Origin of the sequence: Saccharomonospora piscinae (assembly GCF_005862235.1) — a bacterium.
GTDB classification, from domain to species: Bacteria; Actinomycetota; Actinomycetes; order Mycobacteriales; family Pseudonocardiaceae; genus Saccharomonospora; species Saccharomonospora piscinae.
Genome location: NZ_VCEK01000004.1, coordinates 360,960 through 387,522, shown reverse-complemented (window position 1 = coordinate 387,522; position 26,563 = coordinate 360,960). Strand labels below are relative to the sequence as shown.

Sequence of the window (26,563 nt, the reverse complement as noted above, 5' to 3'; positions counted from 1 at the left end):
TGAGCGATCACGGCGTGCCGGCGCCGCATGGAGTCAGTTCCGTGGAGCCCGCTGCTGAGCCATCACCTCCCTCAGAAAGCACAGGCCGTCGACCGCGAGCGCGTCCTGGCTCGTGGCGAGTGGCCGCCAGATGGAGGCGGCGGTGGCGATGCTGTTGTTGTGCGCCGTGAACGACTCGATGCACAACGGCCCGGTGTAGCCCGCGTCGGCGAGCGCGGCCAGCAGCTCCGGCCAGTCGAAGTGGTCCCGGCCGGGCGTGCCACGGTCGTTGGCACACACCTGCACGTGCGCGATGTGGCCGTGGGCCGACCGGATCGCCGCGGCCACGTCACGTTCCTCGATGTTCTGGTGGTAGATGTCGAGCGCGACGCCGCAGGACGGCAGCCCGGCCACGGCCCGCACGGTCTGGTCCACGGTGTTGAACAGACTGGTCTCGTAGCGGTTCAGCGGTTCGACGCCGAGCACGACACCGACGTCGCGGGCGTGCTCGACGACGGGGGTCACGGCCTCGCGCCACTCCCGCACGCACGCGGCCCGCTCGCCCTCGGTCATCCGCCAGGTTCGCCCCACCGAGGCGTAGGCGGGACCGCTCAGCGCCGGGGCACCGAGCTGGGCCGCGATGTCCAGGCAGCGGCGCAGGTAGTCCTGGGTGGCGGCGACCGTGGCCCGCTCCGCCCGCACCAGTTCCCGGCCCGGTGGCATGACGAGGACCAGGGAGGCCCCGAGGCCGTGCTCGCCCAGCAGGCGTTTCGCCTCAGCGGGGTCCCAGTCGCCGAGGTTCTCCACGGGCAGCTCGACGACGTCGAACCCCTGCCCGGCGATCGCCGGAATCCGCTCCCGGAGTCCCGCGTCGTCCAGCGGTGACGTCCAGACCCACGTGTTCACTCCGACGGGATGCACTGTCGACACTCCGGGACCTCCCTGTCGTCTCGTCACTGCCAGCGCTGCGGGAATCCGGGCATGTCCTGGCACCCGCACAGGGCGTAGTGCAGCGGGGGCATGTCCGCCGTGAGGTACCGGTCGAGGTTGTCGTCGGTGACCACGGGCTGCGGCAGGATCCACTCGCTCGGAACCTCCTCGCCCTCCAGCACGTTCAGGGCCGCGATCACGGGGGTGCGCCACTGGTACGTCGGATAGGTCGGCGCCTGCGCGGTCAGCCCGTCGCTGCTCCACTTCTCCAGGAACTGCTGCTGGTCCTCACCGGAGATGGCGGGCAGCTCCATGCCCTGGTCCTCGAACGCCTCAAGCACGGCGACGGCGGCCGTGCCGTCGTCCATCCAGATGCCGTCGATCTGGCCCTCGCGCTGCAGGTAGTCGCTCACGATGTTCTTCGCGCCGGCCGTGTCGTTCTCGGTGAACTCCGTGCCCACGACCTCGACGCCGCGCTCCTCGAAGATTCGCTCGGCGGCGGCCCAGCGGTGTTCGAGCACGTCCACGCCCGGCAGCACCCGCAGCGCCAGCACCGATCCGCCCTCACCGACCTCGTCGGAGAGGAAGTCCGCCGCCGTCGCGCCGAAGGCGTAGCCACCGATCGGGTGGATGAACGTCACCGGGCAGTCGGTGTTCACCCCGCGGTCGAACACGATCACCGGGATGCCGCTGCCGCACGCCTGTTCCACGGCCGGTGTCAGCGTGGAGGTCGTGTTGGGCGACACGATGAGCGCGTCGCAACCCTGCGAGGTCAGCGAGGCGATGTCGCTGATCTGCTTGTCGTCCTTGGCCTCGGCGTCGAGGACCGTGAACTCCTCGATCTGCTCGTGCAGCTCCACCTCGGCCTGCATGGTCTTCCAGCCGACCTGGCGCCACGGGTTGTCCACCGAGGCGTTGGAGAAGCACAGGTGGTACGGCCCCTCGGCGGCGTACTCGGACGTGTCGACCATCTCGGGTTCCAGCGCCTGCTCCCAGGGCCGGTCCTCAGGGCCCTCGGGAGTGGCGTCGCGCAGCGCGAGCTGGCGCTCGTACTCCGCCTGGTCGAAGAACTCGTCCGCGCTCGACGACTCCTGCTGGCCCGACGACTCCGGTCCCGTCCCGTCGGCCGGGAGGTCGCTCGTGCAGCTCGCCATCGTCAACGCGCCCACGGCGGCGACGACGGTCAGCCAGGTCCTTCTCATCTGGTTCTCCTTGTCCGGAACTTCGACCGCCCCAGTGCCGCGTAGGCCACGGCGGCGATGATGATCACGCCTTGCACGGCCGACTCCAGTCCACCGGAGACACCGAGCAGGTTGAGCAGTGAGAACAGGGCTTCCAGCGTGAGTGCGCCCGCCATCGCGGCGACCACGGAACCCCTGCCCCCGCCGAGCACCACGCCACCGAGCACGACGGCCGTGATGACCTGGAACTCGAGCCCCTCGCCGACCTGGGCCGACACCCCGGCGAACCCGCCGAGCAGCACCGCGGCGACCGCCGCCGAGAGGCCCGAGAGCACGAACGCGAGCGTGCGCATGCCCTCGACGCTGCCGCCGCCGAGCCGCACCGCGTTCTCGTTGTCGCCCACCGCGACCAGGGTGCGGCCCGTGCCGCCCCGCATGAACAGCACCGCGGCGACCACCACGGCCGCCAATAGCAGCACCGACCAGGGCACCTGCCCCAGCAGCGGAACCTCGAAGCCCTCGCGCCCCACCGTGCGGAACGCCTCGGACAGCGAGCCCTGCGGCGCTCCGCCGGTCCACAGGAACACGGCGCCGTCGAGCACGAGCAACATGCCGAGCGTGACGATGAACGACGGCACCAGCAGGCGCGTGGTGATCAGGCCGTTCACCAGGCCCACCAGCGCACCGACCACCAGCAGCAGCGCGATCACCCACACCGTCGCCGACTCGTCGCCGTCGATCAGCCGTGCCGCGATCACCACTTCGGCGGTGACCAGTGAACCCACGGACAGGTCGAAACCACCGCTGACGATGACGAAGTACTGCCCGATCGCCAGGATCATCAAGGGCGCGGCCCGCTTGAGCAGCGCGAGATATCCGGCGGGGTCGTTGTAGGCACCACCGGCGAAGGCCAGCGCCACCAGCACGATCGCGAGCACGGCCAGCACCGGCCCGGTGCCCTCGCCCAGCTTGGGTCGCCGCGGTCCGCGCGAGGCGCGTGTCGGGGTCACGGTCTCGGTCATCGGTGCGACCTCCTGCGCCGGGCGTACAGCGCCACGGCCACGATCAGCACCGCGCCCCGGACGACGTCCTTGAAGAACGAGTTCATGCCGAGGTCGTCGAAGATCGTGTCCAGCGTGGCGAGGATGAGAACACCGCCGAGGGTCCCGGCGACGCCGCCACGGCCACCCGCCAGAATCGTGCCCCCGAGCACCACGGCCGCGATCGACTCCAGGTCGTATCCGCCGTCGGCTCCGACCCACGGTGCGCCGGAGCCGAGCCGGCTCGCGAGGAACAGGCCCGCGAGCCCCGCGGCCACCGCACACAGCACGTGGACCAGCACCACGGTGCGGTCGGTGCGGATACCGGAGAACCGCGCCACTTCCTCGTCGCCGCCCACGGCGTAGATGTGGTAACCGGCCCGCGTTCGGCCCAAGAACCACCACGCCAGCACCGCGAGTCCCACCATCAGCAGTGCGGCCACCGGCACCGGACCGATCCGGTCGTAGCCGAGGCGCTGGAACACCGTCGGCACGTCGCCGGCGGGGCCGGTGTAGGAGTGCTCCAGATAGCCGCGGATCACCAGCGCGGTGCCGAGGGTCGCGATGAACGCGTTGACCTTGAGCTTCGTGACGACCAGCCCGTTGATCAGTCCGACACCCGCCGCGACCGCCAGCGTGATCAGTACCGCCGGCACGATCATGTTCGGGTTTCCGGCCATCGTCTCCGCCGCCACCAGCGAGCACAGCCCCACGAGGTAGGCCACCGAGAGGTCGAGCTTGCCGGTGAGGATCACCATCGTCTGCCCGATCGCCACCAGCCCGAGCGCCGTGCTGCGCGTCAGGATGTTGACGATCCCGCCCTGGTCGAGCAGCACACCGCCCTGCGCGGCCACGAGCACGCTGCCCACGATCAGCAGCAGCACGAGTGCGGCGTAGACGCCCACCACCGGGTTCGCGAGCCTGCGCGTCCACTGTGGACGCCGTGGGGCGGCGGGCGCCGCGACCGCCGTACTCACACGGCCTCCTGTGTCCTGCGGGACACCCTCCCCTGCTGCGGCAGCACAGTGTGCCGCAGCGGGGGCCCAACCCGGTCGGCCTTACCGAGCGCACGATTCTCGCTCACACGGCCTCCTGTGTCCTGCTCGGTTCCACCGCATGGCCCGTCGCCAGCCTCATCACGGCCTCCTCCGTCGGGCCGGGGGGCAACTCGCCCGCCACCCGGCCGTCGTGCAGCACCAGCACCCGATCGCTCATCCCGATCAGCTCGGGCAGTTCCGACGAGATCATCAGAATCGCGACGCCGTCCCGCGCCAGCCCGCGCAACAGCTCGTACACCGCCTGCTTGGCTCCCACGTCGATGCCCCGGGTCGGTTCGTCGACGATGAGCACTCCCGGCCGCACCGCCAGCCACTTCGCGAGCACGACCTTCTGCTGGTTGCCGCCGGACAGGAACCGCACCTCCTGCTCCGGTGAGCGGGCGAGAACGGTCACCGACTCCAGCAGCTCCGTCATCCGCACCGGGCCGCCGCGCGGCCGTCTGCCGAACGCGGCACGCCGGACGAGCAGTGCGTTGTCGCGCACCGACTGGCGCAGAGCCAGACCCTCACCCTTGCGGTCCTCGGTGACGTGCGCGATCCCGAGGCGCACGGCGGCCCGGGGTGAGGCCACCCGTGCCCGCTGCCCGTCGACGTGCATCGTTCCGGTGGTGAACGGCTCGGCCCCGCACACCGCCCTGGCCACCGCCGAGCGTCCCGCACCCTGGAGACCCGCCAGCCCCACGATCTCGCCCGCCCGGACTTCGAGGTCGATGCCGTGCAAGCGTTCGTTGCCGCAGCCCGCCAGTCGCAGCCGGGGACCGCCGATCTCGTCCTCGGTGGCACGGTCGGGAAACAGCGCGTCCAGTGAGCGGCCGACCATGTGGCGCACCAGCTGGTCGCTCGTCAGCTCGTCGCGTTCGCGCGAGGTCGCCAGCGCACCGTCCTTGAGCACCGTGATGCGGTGGCTGAGATCGAATACCTCCACCAGCCGGTGCGACACGTACAAAATGGCGATACCCCGGTCGCACAACCTGCGTACCAGGCCGTAGAGCAGCTCCACCTCGTTGTCGGCGAGTGCGGCGGTGGGCTCGTCCATCGCCAGCACGCGCACGTCCGCCGACAGCGCCTTGACGATCTCGACCACCTGGCGCTGGGCGACCGAGAGCAGCCGTACCGGGTCGCGCGGCGAGATGCCGGCCGCGCCGAGGTCGTCGAGCAACGCGGCCGTGTCGGCGGCCATCCGCCGGTGGTCGACCATGCCACGTCGCACCGGTTCGGAGCCGAGGTAGACGTTCTCGGCCACGGAGCGGTCGTCCAGCAGATTCAGTTCCTGATGGACGATCGAGATCCCCTTGGCCTGGGCCTGCCGGGGCGACGTGAAGGCCACCGGAGTGCCGTCGAGTTCGACGGTCCCGCCGTCCGCGGTGTGCACGCCCGCGAGGATCTTCATCAGCGTCGACTTGCCCGCGCCGTTCTCGCCGACGAGGGCGTGGACCTCTCCGGCACGCAGATCGAGGTCCACACCACGCAGCACCTCGTTGCCGAGGAACTGCTTGGTGATCCCCCTCATCCGGACAACCGGCGCCTCGTCGGTGAGGCCAGTCACAGTCATGCCTGCGCACACTAGTCGATCTTTTGTGTATGTCAAACAAAAGTAAAGACCAATGGCACTTAACGGCGTCTATCGCGCACCCAACCAGATGCGGGCCACGTTCGCCGAAACTCACCCGATCGGCCGCTCCCCCGCCGGTCGTGAGCCAGTAGAACTACCTCATGCGCAGCCGTCGGAGTCTGCTCGCCGTCCTCGTGTCCGTGCTGTTCCTCGCCCTCCTGCAACCCGCCACGGCGGGTGCCGCGTCCCGCGACGACGTCCGGCACTACGTCGCGCTCGGCGACTCCTACACGTCCGGACCACTCATTCCGTTCCAGCGTCTCGACCCCCTCGGCTGCCTGCGGTCCACGAACAACTATCCGGCCGCGCTCGCCCGTGAGCTCGAAAACACGCTGCTCAACGACGTGAGCTGCGCCGGAGCCGACACCACCGACATGACCGAACGGCAGGAGATTCCGCTCGGCTTCAACGCCCCTCAGTTCGACGCGCTGGAGCCCGGAACCGACCTCGTGACGATCGGGATCGGGGGCAACGACCACGGCGTGTTCGGCAGCGTCATCAGTACCTGCCCCGAACTTCGCGACTCCGATCCCACCGGCAACCCGTGCCAGGACCACTTCACCGTCGACGGGGTCGACACGCTCAAGACGGCCATCGCGCAGACCCGCCTCGACGTCGAGGACGTGCTCGCTGATGTCCGGAACCGGTCACCCGAGGCGACCGTGCTGTTGATCGGCTATCCCCGGATCGCGCCGCCCACCGGAACCTGCCCCGGCATCCTGCCGTTCGCCGACGGCGACTACGCCTGGCTGAACGACATCGAGGAGACCCTCAACGCCGCGCTGGCCACGGCGGCGGCCACCAACGGCACGGCGACGTTCGTCGACACCTACCCCGCCTCGCTGGGCCACGACGCGTGCGCCGACCGCCCGTGGATCCAGGGACAGCACCACAACCTGCTGGGCGCGGCCTCCTACCACCCGAACCGCCGGGGCATGGCGGGCGTGGCCGGCGTCATCGAGGACGAACTGGCCGCACGCGGGTGGTGACGGCGGCACCGCCGCGAGCCGAGCCGCCACCCGCGACGACCTCACGACGGCAGGGAGTCCAGCCGCGCCCTGATGCGCTCGATGTCGGCGACGGCGGCGTCGCGCCGCGCCCTCACCTTCTCCACCACGTCGGCCGGAGCCTTGTCCACAAAGGAGGCGTTGCCGAGCTTGCCGTCGGTCTGCTTCAGCTCCTTCTCGGCCGCGGCGAGGTCCTTGGCCAGGCGCTTGCGCTCGGCGGCCACGTCGATCGTGCCCGAGGTGTCGACCTCGACCACCACCGCGCCTTCCGCCAGCGCCACCTCCAGCGACGCGGTCGCCGCGAAGTCGTCCCCCGGCTCGCTGAGCCGGGACAGCGCCCGCACCGACTCCTCGTGCCCCGCGATCGCGTCGAACCCGGCGCCGGACAGCCGCGTCGCCACGCGCTGCCCCGGCTTGAGGCCCTGGTCCGAACGGAACCGGCGCACCTCGGTGACGAGCTTCTGCACGTCGGCGATGTGTGCCTCGGCGACGGCGTCGGCCGCGAAGCCCCACCGCGACCCGACCGGCCAGTCCGCCACGACCAGCGACTCGCCGCCCGTGAGGGTCGTCCAGAGCCGCTCGGTCACGAACGGGACGAACGGGTGCAGCAGCCGGAGCACGACGTCGAGCACGTGGCCCAGCACCGCGCGGGTGCCGTCGGCGTGCTCACCGGCGAGCTGGACCTTCGCGAGCTCCAGGTACCAGTCGCAGTACTCGTCCCACGTGAAGTGGTAGAGCACGTTGGTGGCCTTGGCGAACTGGAACCTCTCCATCAGCTCGTCCACATCGGACACGACGGTGGACAGCCTGCCGAGGATCCAGCGGTCGGCCTCGGTCAGCTCGCTCGCGTCCGGCACCGGCGTCGCCACGGTGGCACCGTTCGACATCGCGAACCGGCTGGCGTTCCACAGCTTCGTGCAGAAGTTGCGCGACCCGGCAGCCCACTCCTCCGCCAGCGCCATGTCCGCGCCCGGGTTGGCGCCACGTGCAAGGGTGAAGCGCGTGGCGTCCGCGCCGTAGCGGTCCATCCAGTCGAGGGGGTCGATGACGTTACCCCGCGACTTCGACATCTTCTTGCCCTGCGCGTCCCGGATGAGCCCGTGCAGGTAGATGTGGTCGAACGGGATCGCCCGCTGCGGACCGTTGTCCCGCATGCCGTACAGGCCGAACATCATCATCCGGGCGACCCAGAAGAACAGGATGTCGTAGCCGGTGGACAGCACGCTGGTCGGGTAGAACTTCGCCAGGTCGGCGGTCGGTTCGGGCCAGCCCATCGTCGACATCGGCCACAGCCCCGACGAGAACCACGTGTCGAGGACGTCCGGGTCCTGCGTCCAGCCCTCACCGCTCGGCGGCTGCTCGTCCGGGCCGAGGCACACCGTCTCGCCGTTCGGGCCGTACCAGACCGGGATGCGGTGACCCCACCACAGCTGCCGCGAGATGGTCCAGTCGTGCATGTCGTCGACCCAGTCGAAGTAGCGCTTCGCCAGCTCCGGCGGATGCACCTGGACGCGGCCGTCGCGCACGGCGTCACCCGCGGCCTTGGCCAGCGGCTCCACCCGGACCCACCACTGCAACGACAGGCGCGGCTCCACCACCGTGTCGCAGCGTGAGCAGTGCCCCACCGCGTGCACGTAGGGCCGCTTCTCCGCCACGATCCGGCCCTGTTCGCGCAGCGCCGCCACGATGGCGGGGCGGGCCTCGAACCGGCCCATTCCCTCGAACGGACCGTGCGCGGTGATGACGCCACGCTCGTCCATGATCGACGGCATGGGCAGGTCGTGGCGCCTGCCGATCTCGAAGTCGTTCGGGTCGTGCGCCGGTGTCACCTTGACCGCGCCCGTGCCGAACTCGGGGTCCACGTGCGAGTCCGCCACGACCGGGATGCGGCGGCCCGTGAGCGGCAGCTCGACCTCCCTGCCGACCAGGTGGGCGTAGCGCTCGTCGTCGGGATGCACGGCCACGGCCGTGTCCCCCAGCATCGTCTCCGCCCGCGTCGTCGCCACCACGATCGCGTCATCGCCGTCGCCGTAGCGCAGCGACACCAGCTCGCCGTCGTCGTCGGAGTGGTCGACCTCGATGTCGGACAACGCCGTCATGCAGCGCGGACACCAGTTGATGATCCGCTCGGCACGGTAGACGAGGCCGTCGTCGTAGAGCCGCTTGAACATGGTGTGGACGGCGCGCGAGAGGCCCTCGTCCATCGTGAAGCGTTCCCGCGACCAGTCCACCCCGTCCCCGAGGCGCTTCATCTGGTCGAGGATCTTGCCCCCGTACTCGGCCTTCCACTCCCAGACGCGCTCGACGAACCGCTCGCGGCCCAGGTCGTGCCGCGACAGACCCTCACCTGCGAGCTCCCGCTCCACCACGTTCTGCGTCGCGATTCCCGCGTGGTCCATGCCCGGCAGCCACAGCACCTCGTAGCCCTGCATCCGCCTGCGCCTGCTCATGGCGTCCATCAGGGTGTGGTTCAGGGCGTGCCCCATGTGCAGGCTGCCGGTGACGTTGGGCGGCGGGAGCACGATGGAGAAAGGCGGGCGCTGCGAGTCCGCGTCCGCCTCGAAGTAGCCTGCGGATACCCACCGCTGGTAGATCGCGGCCTCCTCGTCGGCCGGGTTCCAGGCGTTGGGCAGAGCGTCGGTTCGGGCTGCGCTTTCCGTCACGGTAAGTCAGTCTACGAAGTCGCTCACCTCGGCCGTCACCGGCTCACCCCGCCCGGGCGGCGTCACACTCAGGGGTTACCCGCCGCCAGCACCGTGGGAACCAGCAGGGTCGCGGTCACGATCTCCTCGACGGCCTTGCGGAGGGCGTCGCCCGCCCAGTTGCCCTCGGCGATCTCCTTGGCTCTGCGCTGCGCGGTCCGGGCCGCGTCCTTGTCGCCGCTGTCGAGCACGTGCTTCAGCGCCGTGGTGTTGGCGAGCAGGGCGATCAGCGCGGCCGTGCGCTCGTCCGGCTCCACACCCTCGTGCAGGACCCGCCGCAGCTGGGCCCGCACCTCGTCCTCGTGCCGCGAGTCCTCGGCGGGCCAGCGGGTCGTGGGGAACAGGCCCAGCACCCTGCCCTGCTCCTTGCGGAGGATGCCGCGCTCGGCCAGCCCGTCGAGCAGCCGGGTCGTGAGATCGCCCTTGGCCAGCGGCCCCAGCACGTCCTTGGGCTTGCAGCCTTCGAGCCCGGCCAGCCGTTCCAGCGCGTCGTCCAGTGGCGCCGAGCCGGTGGGAGCGCCATCGCGAACCACCATCCTGCCGGGTTCGCCCTCGTCGGCCTCGGTGGTGACATCGACCCGTTCCCGTAGCGCCAGCTCCACGAGCAGCGCCCCGGACAGCGAGTACTCCAGGTTGGAGATCATCCCCGCCGGCTTGCCCGCCTCGTCGTCGTACACCAGTAGCAGCAGGTCCTCGGCGATCAACATGCCCGCGAGCCTACGGGGCCGTTCCGCCCGCCGCTGATCTTTCACTGGCAATCCGCGCGGCAGAGGCCATCATGGAAGGAGACCACGGGAAGGAGGTGGTGCCGATGGGCCGCGTCACTGTGCGCCGCCCGGTACGGCGGCTCACCCCCGACGGCGACCGGCGCAGGCCGGACGCGCTGGCGGCCGAGGAACCGCTGGAGATCCGCGTCCAGGGCACGCCGCTGGCCGTCACCATGCGCACCCCCGGCCACGACGTCGAGCTCGCACACGGCTTCCTGCTGTCCGAGGGCGTCATCGGCGCGAGAGAGGACGTCGCGGTGGCCCGCTACTGCGACGGCGCCGACGCCACCGGCCGCAACACCTACAACGTGCTCGACGTGACGTTGCGCGACGGCGTGCCACCGCCCGATCCCGGAGTGCAGCGCAACTTCTACACCACCTCGTCGTGCGGGGTGTGCGGCAAGGCGGCACTGGACGCCGTCCGCGTGCGCAGCCGCTTTTCGCAGGACGGCCCGGCGCTCACCGTCGACCGGACGGTGCTCGCGGCGCTGCCCGACGCGCTGCGCGAGCGGCAGCGTGTCTTCGCCACCACCGGCGGCCTCCATGGGGCCGGGCTGTTCACCGCAGACGGCACGTTGCTCGCCGTCCGCGAGGACGTCGGGCGGCACAACGCCGTGGACAAGCTGCTCGGCTGGGCCGTGCAGCAGTCCCGTGTCCCGGCCCGCGACGCGGGACTGCTGCTGTCCGGGCGCGCGTCGTTCGAGCTGGTTCAGAAGGCCACGATGGCGGGTATCTCCCTCGTCGCCGCTGTCTCGGCGCCGTCGTCGCTCGCCGCCGAACTGGCCGAGGACAACGGCATGACGCTGGTGGGCTTCCTGCGGGGAGCGAGCATGAACGTCTACACCGGAGACGGGATCGAGTAACCGCGGATTCGTCCAGGACCGAGCTGGGGGTGCCTGTGCCGGAAACACCGGATCGTGGTCGTCACCGGATCAGCAGGCGCCTGACACTCTCCGCGACGCTGTGCCTGGCGACGATCGGTACCGTCACGTTCAGTACCGCCTCGCCCGCGGCACGCTCCGTCGAGGCGGGCGGCTCACTCGTCGTCGAGCAACGCAAGTCCCGGCTTCGCGGCCGGAACGTGGAACTCGTCTATCTCCTGCCTCGACGCACGCCGCCGAGGGGGATGCCGATGGTGGTGCTGTTGCACGGCCGCCACTCCCGCGCCCGGCTCGCCGCTCCCGGCGGGCTGGTTCCGGCGCTGGCCCGCGCCGTCGACGGGGGCAGAGTCCCCCCGTTCGGGTTCGTCGCCGTGGACGGCGGCAACACGTACTGGCACGAACACCACCACGGCGACGATCCGATGGGGATGCTGCTGGAGGAGGTGCCCGAATGGCTCCGCAGCCACGACCTCGGTGGCGACGACGGCACCCCGTTCGCCGCCGCGGGCACCTCGATGGGTGGGTTCGGCGCGCTGCTCTACGCCCGGCGACGGGCCGAGCGGCAGACCCCCGTCCGCGCCGTCGCCGCACTCGCTCCCGCACTGATGCCCTGGCGTGAGATGCGCCGGCGCCGGGCCTGGCACAGCCGCGCCGACTGGGCGTCGATGGACCCGCTGCGGCACGTCCACACGCTGCGCGGTACACCGACCGGCATCTGGTGCGGCACCGAGGACCCGTTCATCGACGGGGCGCGCTCCTACATCCGGCGTGCGGATCCCGAGGTCGCTCACCTCGCACCCGGCGGGCATACCGGCGAGTTCTTCAGCTCCACCGTGCCCGGACTGCTGGCGTTTCTCGCCCGCCACTGTCCCGAGCAGGTATGGCAGCGCTCGTGAGGGGCGAGCGGTCGCTCAGGGCCGCAGGTAGATCTGGGTCGTGAGACCCTCGGGCCCGACGTGGGTTCTGACCAGATCGGCCACCTGGTTCACGAGCAGCAAGCCACGCCCGCCCGTCTGGTACGCGGTCGCGGGTTTGCGGCCCGCGAGCCGGTCGGTGGGCTGTCCCCGGTCGGTCACCTCGCAGACGATCCCGTCGCGCTGCGGCCACACGGCGAGAACTCCGGCACCGCCACCGTGCTCGACGCTGTTGGCACACACCTCGCCCACGGCGAGGGCCACATCGTGCAGCCGGTCGCCCTCGAAGCCCGCGCGCTGCGCGAACTCGGTGGCGACGTGGCGGGCCTTCGAGAGGGTTTCGAGGTCGAACGGCACCGAGAACGCGTCGTCGGGCGCCGACAGCGGCAGGTTGTAGCGTTCGTACGCGGCTTCCGGGGCATAGGCGGGGCTCGGCCGCGCACCGGCCGTGTCCACGAGCCCGGAATGGGTCGCCTCCGCGTCCGCCACCACCGAGTCGCTCAGCGTCGCGACGTCGTAGGGGCACAGAAACGTCGCGTCCCGCCCTTCGAACGAGAGGTTGACCATCGCCTCGTGCTGCACGCAAGCCGCGTACTCCTCCTCGGAGCGCCCTGGCCACACCGGCTCCCCGATCACCCGCACTCGCCCGTCGTGCTCGTCCGCGAAGGCGTGCAGCACCGCCGGGATGAGGCGCCCCGGGTTCCGCCCGATCTCGACCATGTCGAGCAGCCGGACCCGGTCCCTGGCCGATCCCAGCGCGTCGTCGATCTGCCGCAGCCGGACCGGAGGCACCGCGACCGCCACGGGCTCCCGCCGGGCGAGGCCGTCGAGGATGAACGGCACCGTTCCCGCCAGGTAGCTGGCGTCGTCCCGGTAGAACAGCGCCTGATGGGAGAAGAACTCCCCGGTACCGCGACCTTGTTCCACCACCACCGCGTCCCTCGTACTCGTCGTTAACCCGAAAGAGTTATCCCGAGGTCCGACGACGTAAACGTGTCACAGCAGATTACGTGCTACGAATGACATCGCCCACAACGACACCGCCACGGCGACGGCCACCACCGTCATCGCGGCGACGCGGCGGCGGTCGTCTCCGGCGCTGCGCCAGCGCCAGGCCCCGTAGGCGGCCACTCCGAGCCCCGGAAGCGGGATCAGTGGGGCGGGCGAGAGGCGGGTCGCCGTCGCGAGCAGACAGAGCGCGGTGAGCACACCGAGAGTCACCACCACCGCGCGGTGCACGCGGGGCCGCCGGAGCCCGGCTACCGCAACGATCTTGCGCGCGAGTTCGTCGAAGTCGACGTCCTGGTCACCGTGCGGAACGGGCGGGGTCGTCGGCGGCGTGGCTGTCATGGGAAGCGAGAGTAGCGGTCAGCCTCTCAGGCCGACTTCTCGCCACGCTCCCGCTGCCGTCGCGTCGGCTGACGCGACACGATCGTGGGATTCACGTTCTCGCGCACGGTCTGCTCGGTGATGACGACCTTCGCCACGTCGTCGCGGCTCGGAATGTCGTACATGACCGGTTGCAGTACCTCTTCCATGATGGCGCGCAGCCCGCGGGCGCCGGTTCCCCGCAGCAGCGCCTGGTCGGCAATGGCCTCCAGCGCCGTCTTGGTGAACTCCAGCTCCACGTTGTCCATCTCGAACAGCTTGGTGTACTGCTTGGTCAACGCGTTGCGCGGCTCGGTAAGGATGCGGACCAGGGACTCCTTGTCCAGGTTCGTCACGCTGGCGACCACCGGGAGCCTGCCGATGAACTCGGGGATGAGCCCGAACTTGATCAGGTCCTCGGGCATGGTGTCGGTGAAGACGTCGCTGTCCTCGATCTCACGCTTGGTGCGGATCTCGGCGCCGAAACCGAGGCCGCGCTTGCCGACCCGGTCGTTGATGATCTGTTCGAGGCCCGCGAACGCGCCCGCGACGATGAACAGGACGTTCGTCGTGTCGATCTGGATGAACTCCTGGTGCGGATGCTTACGTCCGCCCTGCGGCGGCACCGACGCGGTGGTGCCTTCCAGGATCTTGAGCAACGCCTGCTGCACGCCCTCACCGGAGACGTCCCGCGTGATCGACGGGTTCTCGGACTTGCGGGCGATCTTGTCGACCTCGTCGATGTAGATGATGCCCGTCTCGGCCCGCTTCACGTCGTAGTCGGCGGCCTGAATCAGCTTGAGCAGGATGTTCTCGACGTCCTCACCGACGTAACCGGCCTCGGTCAGCGCGGTGGCGTCGGCGATGGCGAAGGGAACGTTGAGCAGCTTGGCCAGGGTCTGCGCCAGATAGGTCTTGCCACACCCGGTCGGCCCCAGCATCAGGATGTTGGACTTGGCGAGCTCCACCGGCTCGTCCTTCGAGTCCTTCGCGGGCTTCGACTCGGACTGGATGCGCTTGTAGTGGTTGTACACGGCCACCGCGAGCGTCCGCTTGGCCTCGCCCTGGCCGATGATGTACTGCTCAAGGAACTCGTGAATGTCGGCGGGTTTGGGCAGCTCGTCCAGCTTGACGTCGCTGGTCTCGGCGAGCTCCTCCTCGATGATCTCGTTGCAGAGCTCGATGCACTCGTCACAGATGTAGACGCCGGGCCCGGCGATGAGCTTCTTCACCTGCTTCTGGCTCTTCCCGCAGAACGAGCACTTCAACAGGTCCCCACCGTCGCCGATCCGTGCCATGACCGCTGACCTCGTCCCCTCCCGGTGCCGATGACACCTGTGTCCTGCGTTGCCACTGACGGTACCCGCCCCGCGCGCCCGACGGGAGATCTACCAGCGATCGAGCGCCCGAAACCCCAAGCCTACTGTGGAAGGCGGGCGACGGCCCCGTGTCGACACGCCGCCCGCCCCCACGAGCGGAACCGTCAGCCGTGCGCCTTGCGGTACTCCAGCACCTGGTCGATGATCCCGTACTCCTTGGCTTCCTCCGGAGTCAGGATCTTGTCACGCTCGATGTCGGTGCGCACCTCTTCCGGCGACTTGTTCGTGTGCTTGGCCAGCGTGGTCTCCATCAGCCTGCGGACCCGCTGGATCTCGGCCGCCTGGATCTCCAGGTCCGACACCTGCCCGTAGGCACCCTCGGTGGCGGGCTGGTGGATCAGGACCCGCGAGTTCGGCAGCGCGAGCCGCTTGCCCTTCGTCCCGGCCGCCAGCAGCACGGCCGCCGCCGAGGCGGCCTGCCCGAGACACACCGTCTGGATGTCGGGACGGACGTACTGCATGGTGTCGTAGATCGCCATCAGCGCCGTGAAGGACCCGCCCGGCGAGTTGATGTACAGGATGATGTCGCGGTCCGGGTCCTCGTGCTCCAGGTGCAGCAGCTGGGCCATCACGTCGTTGGCCGAGGCGTCGTCCACCTGGACGCCCAGCATGATCTGCCGCTCCTCGTAGAGCTTGTTGTACGGGTTCGACTCCTTGATCCCGTAGCTGGTGCGCTCCACGTACGAGGGGAGGATGTACCGGGACTGCGGAAGTTGGAAACCGTTCATGATTCTCCTCCTACCCTGCCCGGTCAGTTCGCGTTCGGGGTCGGGTTGTCGCGGGTCAGCACTTGGTCGACGAAGCCGTAGTCCTTGGCCTCCGTCGCGGTGAACCACCGGTCGCGGTCACCGTCGGCGATGATCTGCTCCACCGACTGGCCGGTCTGGTCGGCGGTGATGCGGGCCAGCTCGTGCTTCCACTTGCCGAACACCTCGGCCTGGATCGCGATGTCCGAGGCCGTGCCACCCACACCGGCCGAGGGCTGGTGCATGAGGATGCGCGCGTGCGGCAGCGAGTAGCGCTTGCCCGGCGTCCCGGAGGACAGCAGGAACTGCCCCATCGACGCGGCAAGCCCCATCGCGTAGGTGGAGACGTCCGGCTCGATGAGCTGCATCGTGTCGTAGATCGCGAAGCCCGCGGTCACCGAACCACCGGGCGAGTTGATGTAGAACCGGATCTCGGACTGCGGGTCCTCCGCGGACAGCAGCAGGAGCTGCGCTGTGATGCGGTTGGCGACCTCGTCGTTCACCTCGGAGCCGAGCACGACGATGCGCTCCTGGAGCAGCCGCTCGTACACCGAGTCGGTCAGGTTGAGCCCCGCGGTGCTGGTCCGCCCCTCGGGCATGTGCTGCGTCACGTCTGCCTGCCTTTTCGGAGTTGCGAAGATCTTGTCACCGACCCTAACGAACTCGGGCGGCGCAGAAGTCCTGACACCGCCCGAGTTCGCTCAGAGCATGAGAAGAGGTCACCGATCGGACGTGGTGCCCGCCTCGCCGGAGGCCGGGGTCGCACTGTCCTCTGTCGAGGCCCCGTCAGAGGCAGTGTCCTCGGTCGACGCCCGGTCCGCAGAGTCCGAAGAGTCGGAGGCGTCGGCCCCTTCGGGGGTCTCGTCCGACTCCGTGCCGAACAGTTCGCGCAGATCGAGGGTCTCGCCCGAGGCGTCGGTGACCGTGACCTCCTGCACCACGGCCGCCAGCGCCTTGCCACGCCGGACGTCGGCGTAGATGGCGCCGAGCTGGCCCGCCTCCTGCGCCCGGCGAACGTACTCGTCCGGGTTCATCCCGAAGCGCTGCGCCTGGTAGATGATGCGCTCGGTCAGCTCGGAATCGTTCACCGAGACGTCCCGGTCGTCGGCGATGGTGTCCAGCAGAAGCTGGGTGCGGACCGACTTCTCGGCCTCGTCGCGGATCTCGGTCTCCCACTCCTCGGGATTGCCGCCCTGCGCCTCCAATGAGCGCTTGTAGGCGTCCTCGTCGTGGTCGAACGGGTGAATCGCGTCGTGCTTGCGGTTCGAGATCTCCGACTCGAGCACCTTCTCGGGCAGCGGCACGTCGACCTGCTCCAGCAGTGTGTCGAGCACCTTGTCCCTCGCCTGCACACCCTGCTGGACCCGCTTCATGCGCTCCAGCCGCTCGCGCAGGTCGGCCTTCAACTCGTCCAGCGTGTCGAACTCGCTGGCGAGCTGCGCGAACTCGTCGTCGGCCTCGGGCAGCTCCCGCTGCTTGATCGAGCCGACGGTGACGGAGACCTCGGCGTCGGAGCCGGCGTGCTCACCCGCGACCAGCTTGGTCGTGAAGGTGCGCGTGTCGCCCTCGTTGGCTCCGATGATCGCGTCGTCGATGCCGTCCACCAGCTGGCCGGACCCGATCTCGTAGGACAGGCCCTCCGTGGAGGCGTCGGGGACCTCCTCGCCGTTCACCGTGGCCGCGAGGTCGATCGAGACGAAGTCGCCGTTCTCGGCGGGCCGCGACACCCCGGTCAGCGTGCCGAACCGGGCGCGCAGCTCGTCGAGCTGCTCGTCGACCTCGGACTCGTCGAGCTCCACGTCGTCCACGCTGACGGTGAGGTCACCGAGGTCGGGGAGCTCGATCTCCGGGCGGACGTCCACCTCGGCGCTGAACTCGAGCACCTCGCGGTCCTCGAGCTTGGTCACCTCGAAGTCGGGCTGACCCAGCGTGCGCACCTCACCACCGCGGACGGCTTCGAGGTACTTCGCGGGGATGGCCTCGTTGACGACCTCGTCGAGCACCGGGGCGCGGCCGATCCGGCTCTCGAGTACGCGGGCCGGGGCCTTGCCGGGACGGAATCCTGGGATCCGAACCTGCTGAGCGATCTTCCGGTAGGCGCGGTCGAAGTTCGGTTTGAGCTCGTCGAACGGCACCTCGACATTGATCTTCACGCGCGTCGGGCTCAGCTGCTCGACGGTGCTCTTCAACGTTATCTCCTCGCCGGGACGGTGTCGGTACTGTGAACCGGTCCAGCGACCGCAGGTCAAGCAGGGACCGGATGTCCGAGTCTAGGCCACCGACCGCACCCACCCGTGGTGCGGGTCCGCACCACGGGTGAGGCGGAGGTGACTCACCCGGCGTCGCCCTGCCCGGCGGAACGACCTTGGTAGATGTCGGGGATGCCGTCGGCGTCCTCGTCGCGCGTCTCCTTCTCGTGGATCCGGCGATAGGTGCGGTTGCGCAGGCGCAGCACGACGGCGGCGACCGCGGCCGACAGCAGCGATCCGCACAACACCGCGATCTTGACCAGCTCACTGCGCTCGTCGGCGGCGTCGAAGGAGAGCTCCCCGACCAGCAGCGACACCGTGAACCCGATCCCGGCCAGTACGGCGATGCCGAACACGTCGACCCAGGCCACGTCGCTGTCGAGCTCGGCCCGGGTGAACCGGCCCATCAGATAGGTCGTGCCGAAGATGCCGATGGCCTTGCCGAGCAGCAGCCCGGCCATGATGCCGATGGCGACGGGGTCGGTCAGCGCCGAGGTCAGGCCGTCGAGCCCACCGAAGGAGACGCCGGCCGCGAACAGCGCGAAGATCGGCACCGCCACGCCTGCCGAGATGGGCCGGAACCGGTGTTCGAAGTGCTCGGCCAGCGAGACGGCCTCACCCTTGCGCAGCAGCGCGGGAACGGCGAACCCGAGCAGCACGCCCGCCACCGTGGCGTGGACACCGGAGGCGTGGACGAGCGCCCACGCCGTCAGCGCCAGCGGAAGCAGCACCCACCACGCGCGCACCCGCCGCTGGACCAGGAAGGTGAACAGCGCCAGCGGCACCAGCGCCAGCAGCAACGGGACGAGGGCCAGCTCCTCGGTGTAGAAGACCGCGATGATGAAGATGGCGATGAGGTCGTCGACGACGGCCAGCGTCAGCAGGAACATCCGCAGCGCCGACGGCAGGAAGCGTCCGATCACCGCGAGGACCGCCACGGCGAACGCGATGTCGGTGGCGGTGGGGATGGCCCAGCCTCGCAGTGCGCTCGGGTCACCGAGGTTCACGAGCACGTAGATGAGGGCGGGCACGACCACACCGCCGACGGCGGCCACGATCGGAATCGCCGCCTTGCGCGGGTCCCGCAGGTCACCCACCACGAACTCGCGCTTGAGCTCCAGCCCCACGACGAAGAAGAAGATCGCCAGCAGGCCGTCGGCCGCCCAGTGCGACACCGACAGGTCGAGATGCAGTGCGTGCGGGCCGAAGGTGAACTCGCTCACCGTCGTGTACGACTCCGACCACGGCGAGTTCGCCCATACCAGAGCGATGACGGCTCCCGCGAGCAGGAGTATGCCGCCGACGGTCTCCAGCCTCAGGACGTCCGCCACGCGCTTCCATTCGCGCCAGGACGTACGGCTGAACATGGTGTTCTTCGTGGGGGGCGCGGTGCTCATCTGGGTATCGTCAACCCCTCCCGGTCGGGTGAAACTCCGGCACAACAGCCCACACCTTACTTGCCGAACCTAACGACCCGGAGCTTTCAAGATCGCCAGATTTACGGCGGGCTACCCCGCCCGCGCACCCAGACCCGCCACACGATCAGCGTCGGCACGAGAACCGTCAGCGCGAAACCGGCCACGCTGAGCGGCCAGACACCCACCTCCGCGCCGAAGGCCACGACCGCGAGACCGAGCACGAAGGAGGCAAGCAACAGCACGATGGCGACGATCCGGCGCGCCCACCGCGCCGACCCCAGGTGCGCGAGCCGCCGCGCGAGCACCGGATCGTCCTCGATGAACCGGCGCTCGATCTCGGCCAGCAGCCGACGCTGCTCCTCGTCCCGTGCCATCACGCACCACCACCGCGATTATGGGTCCGGACGCGACGCCGGCGACAGTGCAGCCGGTGGTGAGCGGCCCGGTATCCGCCATTCGTCCCCCGTCACCCCTTCCCGCGAGCGTGGCTCGCCGTTAGATTCCCCGTACCGCCGACGTAGCTGGGAGCCCCATGTCGATGTCCTCCGGACGAGCGACGGCCCGGACGACTCCACACTCCTCGTGGCCGTCCTGGACACCGCTGTCCCGCAGGCTGCGCGACCCCGGCCCCACCCTGGAGACGGCACGGCACGTCTCCGAGGACCTCGTCGACGGGCTGTCCGGGCCGAGGGTGCGGGCCGCGGCGCGCGGTATCCGGCGCCTGCTCGCCGCCGACGGCGTCGGCCTGGCCGACCTGTCGGGCAGGCTGCTCACGGCGGGCGCGCTGCCACCCGACGTCGAGGTCCACTCGATGATCGAGCAGGTCCTGCACACCGAGAACCAGTGCCGCAAGGCCGAGGTGGTGGCACTCCCGCTGATCGTGCACGACGAGCTGGCCGGGGTGCTCGTGGTCGCGGGCACGGCCAGGATGACCGCACTGCGCGAGGTGGCCGGGCTGAGCGAGGCGGCGCTGGAGCGGGGCAGGCTGGAGGCTTCGGCGGAGGACGCGGCCGAGGCGGAGCTGCGGGCGTTGCGGGCCGAGATCTCGCCGCACTTCGTCTACAACGCGCTCACGGTGATCGCGGGGCTGGTCCGCCCCGATCCGGACCGCTCGCGCGAACTCATGCTCGACTTCGCCGACTACATCCGGTACAGCCTGGCCAGCCACGGCGAGTACACCACGGTCGCCGACGAGTTCCACGCGATCGAGACCTACCTCGCGCTACAACGCGCGGTGCTGGGTGACCGGCTGCGCGTCCAGGTGCGCGTCGCACCTGAGGTCCTGCCCGTGGCCATCCCCTACCTCGTGCTCCAGCCGCTGGTGGAGAACGCGGTGCGGCACGGCATCGAACACCGCTCCGGCGGCGGCACCGTGACCGTGCTCGGCGAAGCGGAGGGCACCGACTGTGTCATCAGCGTCGACGACGACGGAGTGGGGATGGAACCCGGCACGGCCGAACGGTTGCTCGCGGGCGCGGGCGACTCGACGAGCATGGGACTCGCCAACGTCGACCGCAGGCTGCGCAACGTGTACGGGCCGTGGTTCGGGCTGGTCGTGGAGACCGCCGACGGCGAGGGCACCCGGGTGGTCGTGCGGGTGCCTCGGTTCCAGCCGGGGGTGATGCCGTGACCACGGGGCACCAGCCACCGCTGCGGGTGCTCGCCGTCGACGACGTGCCGGCGGCCCTGCAGGACCTGTGCGGCCTGCTGCGGGAGGCGCCCGAGGTGGGCGAGGTCGTGCCGGCGGGCGACGCCGTGGCCGCGCTCAAGCGCCTGCGTTCGGAGGAGTTCGACGCGGTGTTCCTGGACATCGCGATGCCGGGGCTCGACGGGCTGGAGTTCGCCGGCCTGCTCACCAAGCTCGCCCGTCCACCGGTGATCGTGTTCGTCACCGCCTACGACGAGCACGCCGTCGCGGCGTTCGGCATCGGCGCCGTCGACTACCTGCTCAAGCCGGTGCGTGCCGAACGGCTCGCGGACGCGCTGACCCGGGTGGGACGCATGGTGACGCTCGACCCCGCCGAGGCCGTGCCTTCCGTGCCCACCGGGCCCACCGTGTCCGCCACGCCGCAGGAGGCGCCCGACGCGCTGGCCGCCCTTCCCGTCGAGTCCGCGGGGCGCACCCGGTACGTGCGGCGCCAGGACGTCCGCTTCGTGGAGGCCCACGGCGACTACGTCCGGTTGCACGCGCACTCCGGGGTGCATCTCGTGCGGATGCCGATCTCCCGGCTGGAGGAGTACTGGGCGAAGGCGGGCTTCGTGCGCGCCCACCGCGGGTTTCTCGTGGCGCTGTCCGCCGTACGGGAGTTGCGCAGTGATTCCGTCGGCGGCCTGCTCGCCCACACCGACCTCGGTGACGTCCCGGTGAGCCGCAGGCACGCCCGTCAGCTCAGGGAGCGCCTGCTGCGGGCCGCGCAACGCGGTGAACTGCGCGCGGAGGGCGCAGGAGGCGCGAAGGGCGCGAAGGGCTCAGCACCGTGAGCGGCCACCGCAGGGTGGCGGTGACGAGCCCGCAGACCCGGCTGGCTCACGCGCGGCGTCGCTACCGGGGTCCGTGGCGGCCCACGACGCTCGACCCCGCCGAGGCGCCGCTCGCCGTGGCACTGTACCGGCGGCAGCGGCGGCTCGCGGCCACGGCGCTCGGCGTGGCGTGCGCTCTGGTGTTCGGGCTGCCACTGCTGCTGGCCGTGCTGCCGTCGCTCGACCGGCTACGGGTTTTCGACGTGCCGGTGTCGTGGCTCGCGGTGATGGTGCTGCCGTTTCCGGCGATGGTCGGGCTCGCGTTCTGGCACCTGCGCCGGGTGGAGCGGGAGGAGGGTGCGCTCGACGACGTGGGACCCGACGAGGCCCCGCGATGATCGTCGCACTCGCCGTGGCGCCGGTGCTGCTCATCACCCTCGCCATCGGGCTGCGTGGCGTGGCCGCCATGCGCACGACGTCGGACTTCCTCGTGGCCTCGCGGCGGGTCTCCCCCCTGCTCAACTCCGCCGCCGTCTCCGGCGAGTACCTGTCCGCCGCCTCGTTCCTGGGCGTGGCCGGGCTCATGGTGCGCGACGGGGTGGGGGCGCTGTGGTACCCGGTCGGGTTCACCGCGGGCTACATTGCCATGCTCGCTCTCGTGGCGGCGCCGATGCGCCGCTCCGGCGCGCTCACGGTGCCGGACTTCGCCGAGGCCCGGCTCGGCTCGGCCGGGCTGCGCCGACTCGCCGCCGTCGTCGTGCTCGTGGTGGGTGTGCTGTATCTGGTGCCCCAGTTCCGCACGGCAGGGCTCGTGCTCAGCGTCGTCAGCGGCACCCCGTACTGGGTGGGGGTGCTGCTCGCCGGGATCGCCGTCAGCGTCACGCTCGCCCTCGGAGGCATGCGGGCGGCGACCTACGTGCAGGCGTTCCAGTTCGCGCTCAAACTGGCGCTGTTCATCGTCCCCGCACTGTGGCTGCTCGCCCAGGCGGGGCCGGACGTGCGGCAGGAGGCGCTGCATCCGGCCGAGTTCACCCACTTCGACACCGAGACGGCCGTGTCGTTCCGGGTTCCGGCCACGCTGGAGGTACCGGAAGGCGTGCGGGTCGTCGAGGACGGCGGCACCCGGCTCGTCTCGCCGGGCGAGTGGCACGTCGCCGGGGGCACCAGGATCGTGTTCGAGGCGGGCAGCGCGGCGCCGGTCCCGGAAGGGCAGAGCGCGCCGGGCTCGGCGGGCTGGGAACGACCGCTGCTCGACCTGGGCGACACCGGCCACCCACTGCTGGCCACCTGGGCCGTGCTGGTGGCAACCATGCTGGGCACGATGGGGCTGCCGCACATCATCATGCGCTTCCACACCAGTCCCGACGGCAGAGCGGCCCGGCGTACGGCCGCGCTCACCGTCGCGCTGCTCGGCGTGTTCTACGTGTTTCCCGGCATCTACGGGATGCTCGGCCGGGTGCTCGTGCCGCACCTGTACCTGTCGGGAGCGTCGGACAGCGCCGTCGTGGCTCTGCCGGCGCAGGTCGACCCCGGCCCGCTCGGCGGGGTGTTCACCGGGCTGCTCACCGCGGGCGCGTTCGCGGCGTTCCTCGCCACCTCGCTCGGGCTGCTGCTGGTGGTCTCGGGAGCCATCTCGCACGACCTCGTGCCGGGAGGACTGCGCCAGCTGCGGGTGGCGGTCGTGGGCGCGGCAGCGGTGGTGGTCCTGCTGGCGCTGCCCGCACTGTCCTTCGACGCGAGCACGCTGGTGACCTGGGGCTTCACTGTGGCGGCCTCGACGTTCTGCCCGCTGCTCGTCCTCGGAATCTGGTGGTCCCGGCTCACCGCGGCGGGAGCCGTGGCCGGGATCGCGGTCGGGTTGCTCGCCTCGTGCGGCGGGTTCGCCCTGGGCATCGCCGAACCGCCGGTACCGGGCTGGGTCACCGTGTTGCTCATCCAACCCGCGCCCTGGTCGGTACCGCTGGCGTTCGCCACGATGGTGGTGGTCTCACTGTTCGGCAGGCCGCCGCCCTGGGCCACGGCGGCCATGCTGCGCCTGCACCTGCACGAGCACCGGCGCTCGCCGTTCGCCGAACGCTCGTCACTCGCACGTGACCTGGGCCACTCATCGTGGTCGGCCCGCCGCTCGTCGGCCGTTCGTCGCATCACACGCCGATTGGTCCGCTGACGATTACGTCCGGTAGGTCCTCCTCCCTACTGTGACGCACCACGCACAACGCACGTGTCTGACGAGGAGGTCAGGAGTGAGCACCACCGAGCCCTCGACACATCCGCCAGGGCCGCAGTCCTGGGCCGAGGTCCACGCGAGTGAGGACTTCCAGCGGCTGCGCAGCAGGCTGCGGCGGTTCGTCTTCCCCATGACCGCGCTGTTTCTGGTCTGGTACCTGACCTACGTGCTGCTGGCGGACTACGCGCACGACTTCATGTCCACCAAGGTCGTCGGCAACATCAACCTCGGGCTCGTCCTCGGCCTGCTGCAGTTCGTGTCGACGTTCGTGATCACCGGTCTCTACGTCCGCTACGCGAACCGCAAGCTCGATCCGATCGCCGACCGGATCCGGGAGGACATGGAAGGGGACGCCTCGTGACCACACTCGCCCAGAGCATCGAGGGCAACAACCCCGTCCTCAACATCACCATCTTCGGCCTGTTCGTGATCGGCACGCTCGTCGTCGTCTTCCGGGCCTCGCGCAACACCAAGACGGCCTCCGACTACTACGCCGCGGGCCGGGCCTTCTCGGGGCCGCAGAACGGCACCGCCATCGCCGGTGACTACCTGTCGGCGGCGTCGTTCCTCGGCATCGCGGGCGCCATCGCGGTGTACGGCTACGACGGGTTCCTCTACTCCATCGGGTTCCTCGTCGCCTGGCTCGTCGCACTGCTGCTGGTGGCGGAACTGTTGCGCAACACCGGCAAGTTCACGATGGGCGACGTGCTGGCCTTCCGGATGCGGCAACGCCCGGTGCGGGCCGCCGCGGCCACCTCCACGATGGCGGTCTCGTTCTTCTACCTGCTCGCCCAGATGGCGGGCGCGGGTGCCCTGGTGTCGCTGCTGCTGGGCATCGAGGGCGACGTCGGACAGGCCGTCGTCATCTCGGTCGTCGGCGTCGTGATGATCATCTACGTGCTCGTGGGCGGGATGAAGGGCACCACCTGGGTACAGATCATCAAGGCCGGACTGCTCATCGCGGGCACGTTCGCGATGACGGTGTGGGTGCTGGGCCGCTACGGTCTGAACCTCTCCGAGCTGCTCGGCTCGGCCGCCGAGCGCGCCGGTGACGGTGACAGCCTGCTCAACCCGGGCGCCAAGTACGGCGCCAGCGAGACCTCGCAGCTCGACTTCCTGTCGCTCGGTGTGGCACTCGTGCTCGGCACCGCGGGCCTGCCGCACGTGCTGATGCGCTTCTACACCGTGCCCACCGCCAAGGACGCCAGGAAGTCCGTGGTCTGGGCCATCGTGCTGATCGGCCTGTTCTACCTGTTCACCCTGGTGCTCGGTTACGGTGCCGCCGCCATCGTCGGCTCGGACACCATCAGCAACGCGCCCGGCGGGGAGAACTCGGCGGCACCGTTGCTGGCGGAGGCACTCGGCGGCCCGGTCCTGCTGGGCTTCATCGCCGCGGTGGCCTTCGCGACGATCCTGGCCGTGGTGGCGGGACTGACGATCACGGCATCGGCGTCGTTCGCCCACGACGTGTACGCCAACGTGATCAAGCGAGGAAAGGTGGACAGCAAGAACACCGAGGTCAAGGTCGCCCGCATCACCGCGTGCGTCATCGGTGCGGTCGCGATCGTCGGCGGCATCTTCGCGAAGGACCAGAACGTGGCGTTCCTCGTCGCACTGGCGTTCGCGGTGGCGGCCTCGGCGAACCTGCCGACGATCCTGTACTCGCTGTTCTGGAAGCGGTTCAACACCTCCGGCGCACTATGGTCGATCTACGGCGGCCTGACCTGCACGATCGTGCTGATCGTCTTCTCGCCCGCCGTCTCGGGCACGGAGAGCTCGATGATCACCAGCGTGGACTTCCACTGGTTCCCGCTGCAGAACCCGGGCCTGGTGTCGATCCCGCTGTCGTTCTTCCTCGGCTGGCTGGGCACCGTGCTGTCGAAGGAACACCTGGAGGACAAGCACAAGGAGATGGAGGTCCGGGCCCTGACGGGCGCGGGCTCCGAAAAGGCGACCTCCCACTGAATGGGTGATGCCGCGAAGGCCACCTTGACTGCGTCTGACGCGGTGAAGGTGGCCTTCGCGGCACTCGAGCAATTCCGGGTGAGCGCCTGGACGGTCGAGGGTGCTCAGCCTCCGTCCGCGTGTTCCCGCGCTCCGCTCCCGAGCGCCGCCAGCGAGATATCCAGGGGACACACTTCACCACCCACCTCCGACGTCTCGACCGGGCGGGGAGCGCCCCGGCAGGACAGGGGCGTCCTTCGTCCGCATCGTGTCATCGGGAGGACCGTGCCGCCGTCCGCGAGACGCCCGCAGTCAGCGCCGCGCTGTGAACGATCGCGTTCTCCCCGCGATGGGCGGACGTGAGGCGTGGTCGCGGTTCGCGTCGCCGAGCGCTGTGCCGGTTCGGCCTGCTACTGCACACCTGTCCGTGTAGTAGCAGGCCAACCCTGCTGTCGGGGTGACAGGATTTGAACCTGCGACCCTTCGCTCCCAAAGCGAATGCGCTACCAAGCTGCGCCACACCCCGGTCACCACGCGAGGGCGGTGTGCGACCACTCTAGCGGGTACCGCTACACTACCCATGCGGCCGGGTACACGGGCCGCGCGCGGGCGTAGCTCAATGGTAGAGCCCCAGTCTTCCAAACTGGCTACGCGGGTTCGATTCCCGTCGCCCGCTCAAGGCTTCTACCAGCGAAAACGGC

At 70.0% G+C, this 26,563-nt stretch carries 24 protein-coding genes and 2 tRNA genes; 10 read left to right on the top strand and 16 right to left on the bottom strand.

The annotated features are described in order from the left end of the window. Positions 1 to 33: 33 nt before the first annotated feature. From FFT09_RS18135 to FFT09_RS18115, 5 genes are all read right to left on the bottom strand, one after another. Positions 34 to 909, bottom strand: a complete 876-nt coding sequence (locus tag FFT09_RS18135) for a sugar phosphate isomerase/epimerase family protein (RefSeq protein ID WP_208544451.1) — start codon at positions 907 to 909, stop codon at positions 34 to 36. 23 nt (positions 910 to 932) lie between these two features. Continuing rightward, positions 933 to 2,111 carry a substrate-binding domain-containing protein gene (locus FFT09_RS18130; RefSeq protein WP_081194984.1) on the bottom strand — a complete coding sequence of 393 codons (1,179 nt, stop codon included), beginning with the start codon at positions 2,109 to 2,111 and terminating at the stop codon, positions 933 to 935. Beyond that, a complete protein-coding gene (locus tag FFT09_RS18125; protein WP_138383425.1) occupies positions 2,108 to 3,112 on the bottom strand; it encodes an ABC transporter permease in 1,005 nt (334 codons plus the stop codon). Before FFT09_RS18125 ends, FFT09_RS18130 begins: the two co-directional genes overlap by 4 nt. Further along, positions 3,109 to 4,107: an ABC transporter permease gene (locus FFT09_RS18120; RefSeq protein ID WP_138383424.1), complete on the bottom strand. Its 999-nt coding sequence runs from the start codon at positions 4,105 to 4,107 to the stop codon at positions 3,109 to 3,111. The genes FFT09_RS18125 and FFT09_RS18120 overlap by 4 nt, the downstream gene beginning before the upstream one ends. A 103-nt stretch (positions 4,108 to 4,210) precedes the next feature. Then, positions 4,211 to 5,740 carry a sugar ABC transporter ATP-binding protein gene (locus FFT09_RS18115; protein ID WP_138383423.1) on the bottom strand — a complete coding sequence of 510 codons (1,530 nt, stop codon included), beginning with the start codon at positions 5,738 to 5,740 and terminating at the stop codon, positions 4,211 to 4,213. Between the two features lie 161 nt (positions 5,741 to 5,901). Here FFT09_RS18115 and FFT09_RS18110 point away from each other — a divergent pair, with 161 nt between their 5' ends. Further along, on the top strand, positions 5,902 to 6,789 hold the full coding sequence (locus tag FFT09_RS18110) for an SGNH/GDSL hydrolase family protein (RefSeq protein WP_081194976.1): 888 nt from the start codon (positions 5,902 to 5,904) through the stop codon (positions 6,787 to 6,789). 41 nt (positions 6,790 to 6,830) lie between these two features. Here FFT09_RS18110 and FFT09_RS18105 read toward each other — a convergent pair whose 3' ends face one another. Further along, a complete protein-coding gene (locus tag FFT09_RS18105; RefSeq protein WP_138383422.1) occupies positions 6,831 to 9,470 on the bottom strand; it encodes a valine--tRNA ligase in 2,640 nt (879 codons plus the stop codon). Between the two features lie 68 nt (positions 9,471 to 9,538). Beyond that, positions 9,539 to 10,216, bottom strand: a complete 678-nt coding sequence (locus tag FFT09_RS18100) for a GOLPH3/VPS74 family protein (protein ID WP_138383421.1) — start codon at positions 10,214 to 10,216, stop codon at positions 9,539 to 9,541. A 104-nt stretch (positions 10,217 to 10,320) separates the two neighbouring features. On the opposite strand from FFT09_RS18100, the gene fdhD reads away from it, so the two are divergent. After that, positions 10,321 to 11,139 (top strand): formate dehydrogenase accessory sulfurtransferase FdhD, encoded by an 819-nt coding sequence (gene fdhD, locus FFT09_RS18095; protein ID WP_138383420.1) that lies wholly within the window; start codon positions 10,321 to 10,323, stop codon positions 11,137 to 11,139. A gap of 29 nt (positions 11,140 to 11,168) precedes the next feature. Continuing rightward, a complete protein-coding gene (locus FFT09_RS18090; protein ID WP_081194970.1) occupies positions 11,169 to 12,053 on the top strand; it encodes an alpha/beta hydrolase in 885 nt (294 codons plus the stop codon). Between the two features lie 15 nt (positions 12,054 to 12,068). On the opposite strand, the gene FFT09_RS18085 is transcribed toward FFT09_RS18090, so the two are convergent. From FFT09_RS18085 to FFT09_RS18050, 8 genes are all read right to left on the bottom strand, one after another. Next, a complete protein-coding gene (locus tag FFT09_RS18085) occupies positions 12,069 to 13,001 on the bottom strand; it encodes a sensor histidine kinase (RefSeq protein WP_244231409.1) in 933 nt (310 codons plus the stop codon). Positions 13,002 to 13,067: 66 nt separating this feature from the next. After that, positions 13,068 to 13,421, bottom strand: coding sequence for a hypothetical protein (locus FFT09_RS18080; protein WP_081194968.1), 354 nt, complete (start codon positions 13,419 to 13,421; stop codon positions 13,068 to 13,070). Positions 13,422 to 13,447: 26 nt separating this feature from the next. Beyond that, positions 13,448 to 14,737, bottom strand: coding sequence for an ATP-dependent Clp protease ATP-binding subunit ClpX (gene clpX / locus FFT09_RS18075; protein ID WP_024875885.1), 1,290 nt, complete (start codon positions 14,735 to 14,737; stop codon positions 13,448 to 13,450). A gap of 185 nt (positions 14,738 to 14,922) precedes the next feature. After that, the gene (locus FFT09_RS18070) at positions 14,923 to 15,546 is read right to left on the bottom strand and encodes an ATP-dependent Clp protease proteolytic subunit (protein ID WP_024875886.1); all 624 of its coding nucleotides are present in this window, start codon (positions 15,544 to 15,546) and stop codon (positions 14,923 to 14,925) included. Between the two features lie 23 nt (positions 15,547 to 15,569). Continuing rightward, a complete protein-coding gene (locus FFT09_RS18065; RefSeq protein ID WP_024875887.1) occupies positions 15,570 to 16,163 on the bottom strand; it encodes an ATP-dependent Clp protease proteolytic subunit in 594 nt (197 codons plus the stop codon). 120 nt (positions 16,164 to 16,283) lie between these two features. Then, positions 16,284 to 17,753, bottom strand: coding sequence for a trigger factor (gene tig / locus FFT09_RS18060; protein ID WP_138383419.1), 1,470 nt, complete (start codon positions 17,751 to 17,753; stop codon positions 16,284 to 16,286). A gap of 143 nt (positions 17,754 to 17,896) precedes the next feature. Beyond that, positions 17,897 to 19,210 (bottom strand): Na+/H+ antiporter NhaA, encoded by a 1,314-nt coding sequence (gene nhaA / locus FFT09_RS18055; RefSeq protein WP_081194962.1) that lies wholly within the window; start codon positions 19,208 to 19,210, stop codon positions 17,897 to 17,899. Positions 19,211 to 19,311: 101 nt separating this feature from the next. Further along, entirely contained in the window at positions 19,312 to 19,605 is a 294-nt protein-coding gene (locus tag FFT09_RS18050; protein WP_081194960.1) for a DUF3040 domain-containing protein, read from the bottom strand. Between the two features lie 164 nt (positions 19,606 to 19,769). Here FFT09_RS18050 and FFT09_RS18045 point away from each other — a divergent pair, with 164 nt between their 5' ends. The 6 genes from FFT09_RS18045 to FFT09_RS18020 all read left to right on the top strand — a co-directional run bounded on the left by FFT09_RS18045 (position 19,770) and on the right by FFT09_RS18020 (position 25,883). Then, the gene (locus tag FFT09_RS18045) at positions 19,770 to 20,861 is read left to right on the top strand and encodes a sensor histidine kinase (RefSeq protein ID WP_081195430.1); all 1,092 of its coding nucleotides are present in this window, start codon (positions 19,770 to 19,772) and stop codon (positions 20,859 to 20,861) included. Then, entirely contained in the window at positions 20,858 to 21,712 is an 855-nt protein-coding gene (locus FFT09_RS18040; RefSeq protein WP_138383417.1) for a LytR/AlgR family response regulator transcription factor, read from the top strand. Before FFT09_RS18045 ends, FFT09_RS18040 begins: the two co-directional genes overlap by 4 nt. Further along, complete coding sequence (locus FFT09_RS18035) at positions 21,709 to 22,089, top strand: hypothetical protein (RefSeq protein WP_081194956.1); 381 nt, start codon at positions 21,709 to 21,711, stop codon at positions 22,087 to 22,089. The genes FFT09_RS18040 and FFT09_RS18035 overlap by 4 nt, the downstream gene beginning before the upstream one ends. Then, positions 22,086 to 23,858: a sodium/solute symporter gene (locus FFT09_RS18030; RefSeq protein WP_081194954.1), complete on the top strand. Its 1,773-nt coding sequence runs from the start codon at positions 22,086 to 22,088 to the stop codon at positions 23,856 to 23,858. Before FFT09_RS18035 ends, FFT09_RS18030 begins: the two co-directional genes overlap by 4 nt. A 76-nt stretch (positions 23,859 to 23,934) precedes the next feature. Then, on the top strand, positions 23,935 to 24,279 hold the full coding sequence (locus tag FFT09_RS18025; RefSeq protein ID WP_024875895.1) for a DUF485 domain-containing protein: 345 nt from the start codon (positions 23,935 to 23,937) through the stop codon (positions 24,277 to 24,279). Next, a complete protein-coding gene (locus tag FFT09_RS18020; protein WP_024875896.1) occupies positions 24,276 to 25,883 on the top strand; it encodes a solute symporter family protein in 1,608 nt (535 codons plus the stop codon). The genes FFT09_RS18025 and FFT09_RS18020 overlap by 4 nt, the downstream gene beginning before the upstream one ends. Positions 25,884 to 26,314: 431 nt before the next feature. Here the strand turns inward: FFT09_RS18020 and FFT09_RS18015 are convergent. Then, positions 26,315 to 26,388, bottom strand: a tRNA-Pro gene (locus FFT09_RS18015). A 79-nt stretch (positions 26,389 to 26,467) separates the two neighbouring features. Here FFT09_RS18015 and FFT09_RS18010 point away from each other — a divergent pair. Continuing rightward, positions 26,468 to 26,538: transfer RNA gene (locus tag FFT09_RS18010), tRNA-Gly, on the top strand. Positions 26,539 to 26,563 lie beyond the last annotated feature (25 nt).

Bases quoted from the DNA above. Each gene is read 5' to 3' on its own strand.
- FFT09_RS18130 (WP_081194984.1), bottom strand. From the start codon at position 2,111: ATGAGAAGGACCTGGCTGACCGTCGTCGCCGCCGTGGGCGCGTTGACG.
- FFT09_RS18125 (WP_138383425.1), bottom strand. From the start codon at position 3,112: ATGACCGAGACCGTGACCCCGACACGCGCCTCGCGCGGACCGCGGCGA.
- FFT09_RS18115 (WP_138383423.1), bottom strand. From the start codon at position 5,740: ATGACTGTGACTGGCCTCACCGACGAGGCGCCGGTTGTCCGGATGAGG.
- FFT09_RS18110 (WP_081194976.1), top strand. From the start codon at position 5,902: ATGCGCAGCCGTCGGAGTCTGCTCGCCGTCCTCGTGTCCGTGCTGTTC.
- FFT09_RS18100 (WP_138383421.1), bottom strand. From the start codon at position 10,216: ATGTTGATCGCCGAGGACCTGCTGCTACTGGTGTACGACGACGAGGCG.
- fdhD (WP_138383420.1), top strand. From the start codon at position 10,321: ATGGGCCGCGTCACTGTGCGCCGCCCGGTACGGCGGCTCACCCCCGAC.
- FFT09_RS18080 (WP_081194968.1), bottom strand. From the start codon at position 13,421: ATGACAGCCACGCCGCCGACGACCCCGCCCGTTCCGCACGGTGACCAG.
- clpX (WP_024875885.1), bottom strand. From the start codon at position 14,737: ATGGCACGGATCGGCGACGGTGGGGACCTGTTGAAGTGCTCGTTCTGC.
- FFT09_RS18070 (WP_024875886.1), bottom strand. From the start codon at position 15,546: ATGAACGGTTTCCAACTTCCGCAGTCCCGGTACATCCTCCCCTCGTAC.
- FFT09_RS18065 (WP_024875887.1), bottom strand. From the start codon at position 16,163: ATGCCCGAGGGGCGGACCAGCACCGCGGGGCTCAACCTGACCGACTCG.
- nhaA (WP_081194962.1), bottom strand. From the start codon at position 19,210: ATGAGCACCGCGCCCCCCACGAAGAACACCATGTTCAGCCGTACGTCC.
- FFT09_RS18050 (WP_081194960.1), bottom strand. From the start codon at position 19,605: ATGGCACGGGACGAGGAGCAGCGTCGGCTGCTGGCCGAGATCGAGCGC.
- FFT09_RS18045 (WP_081195430.1), top strand. From the start codon at position 19,770: ATGTCCTCCGGACGAGCGACGGCCCGGACGACTCCACACTCCTCGTGG.
- FFT09_RS18030 (WP_081194954.1), top strand. From the start codon at position 22,086: ATGATCGTCGCACTCGCCGTGGCGCCGGTGCTGCTCATCACCCTCGCC.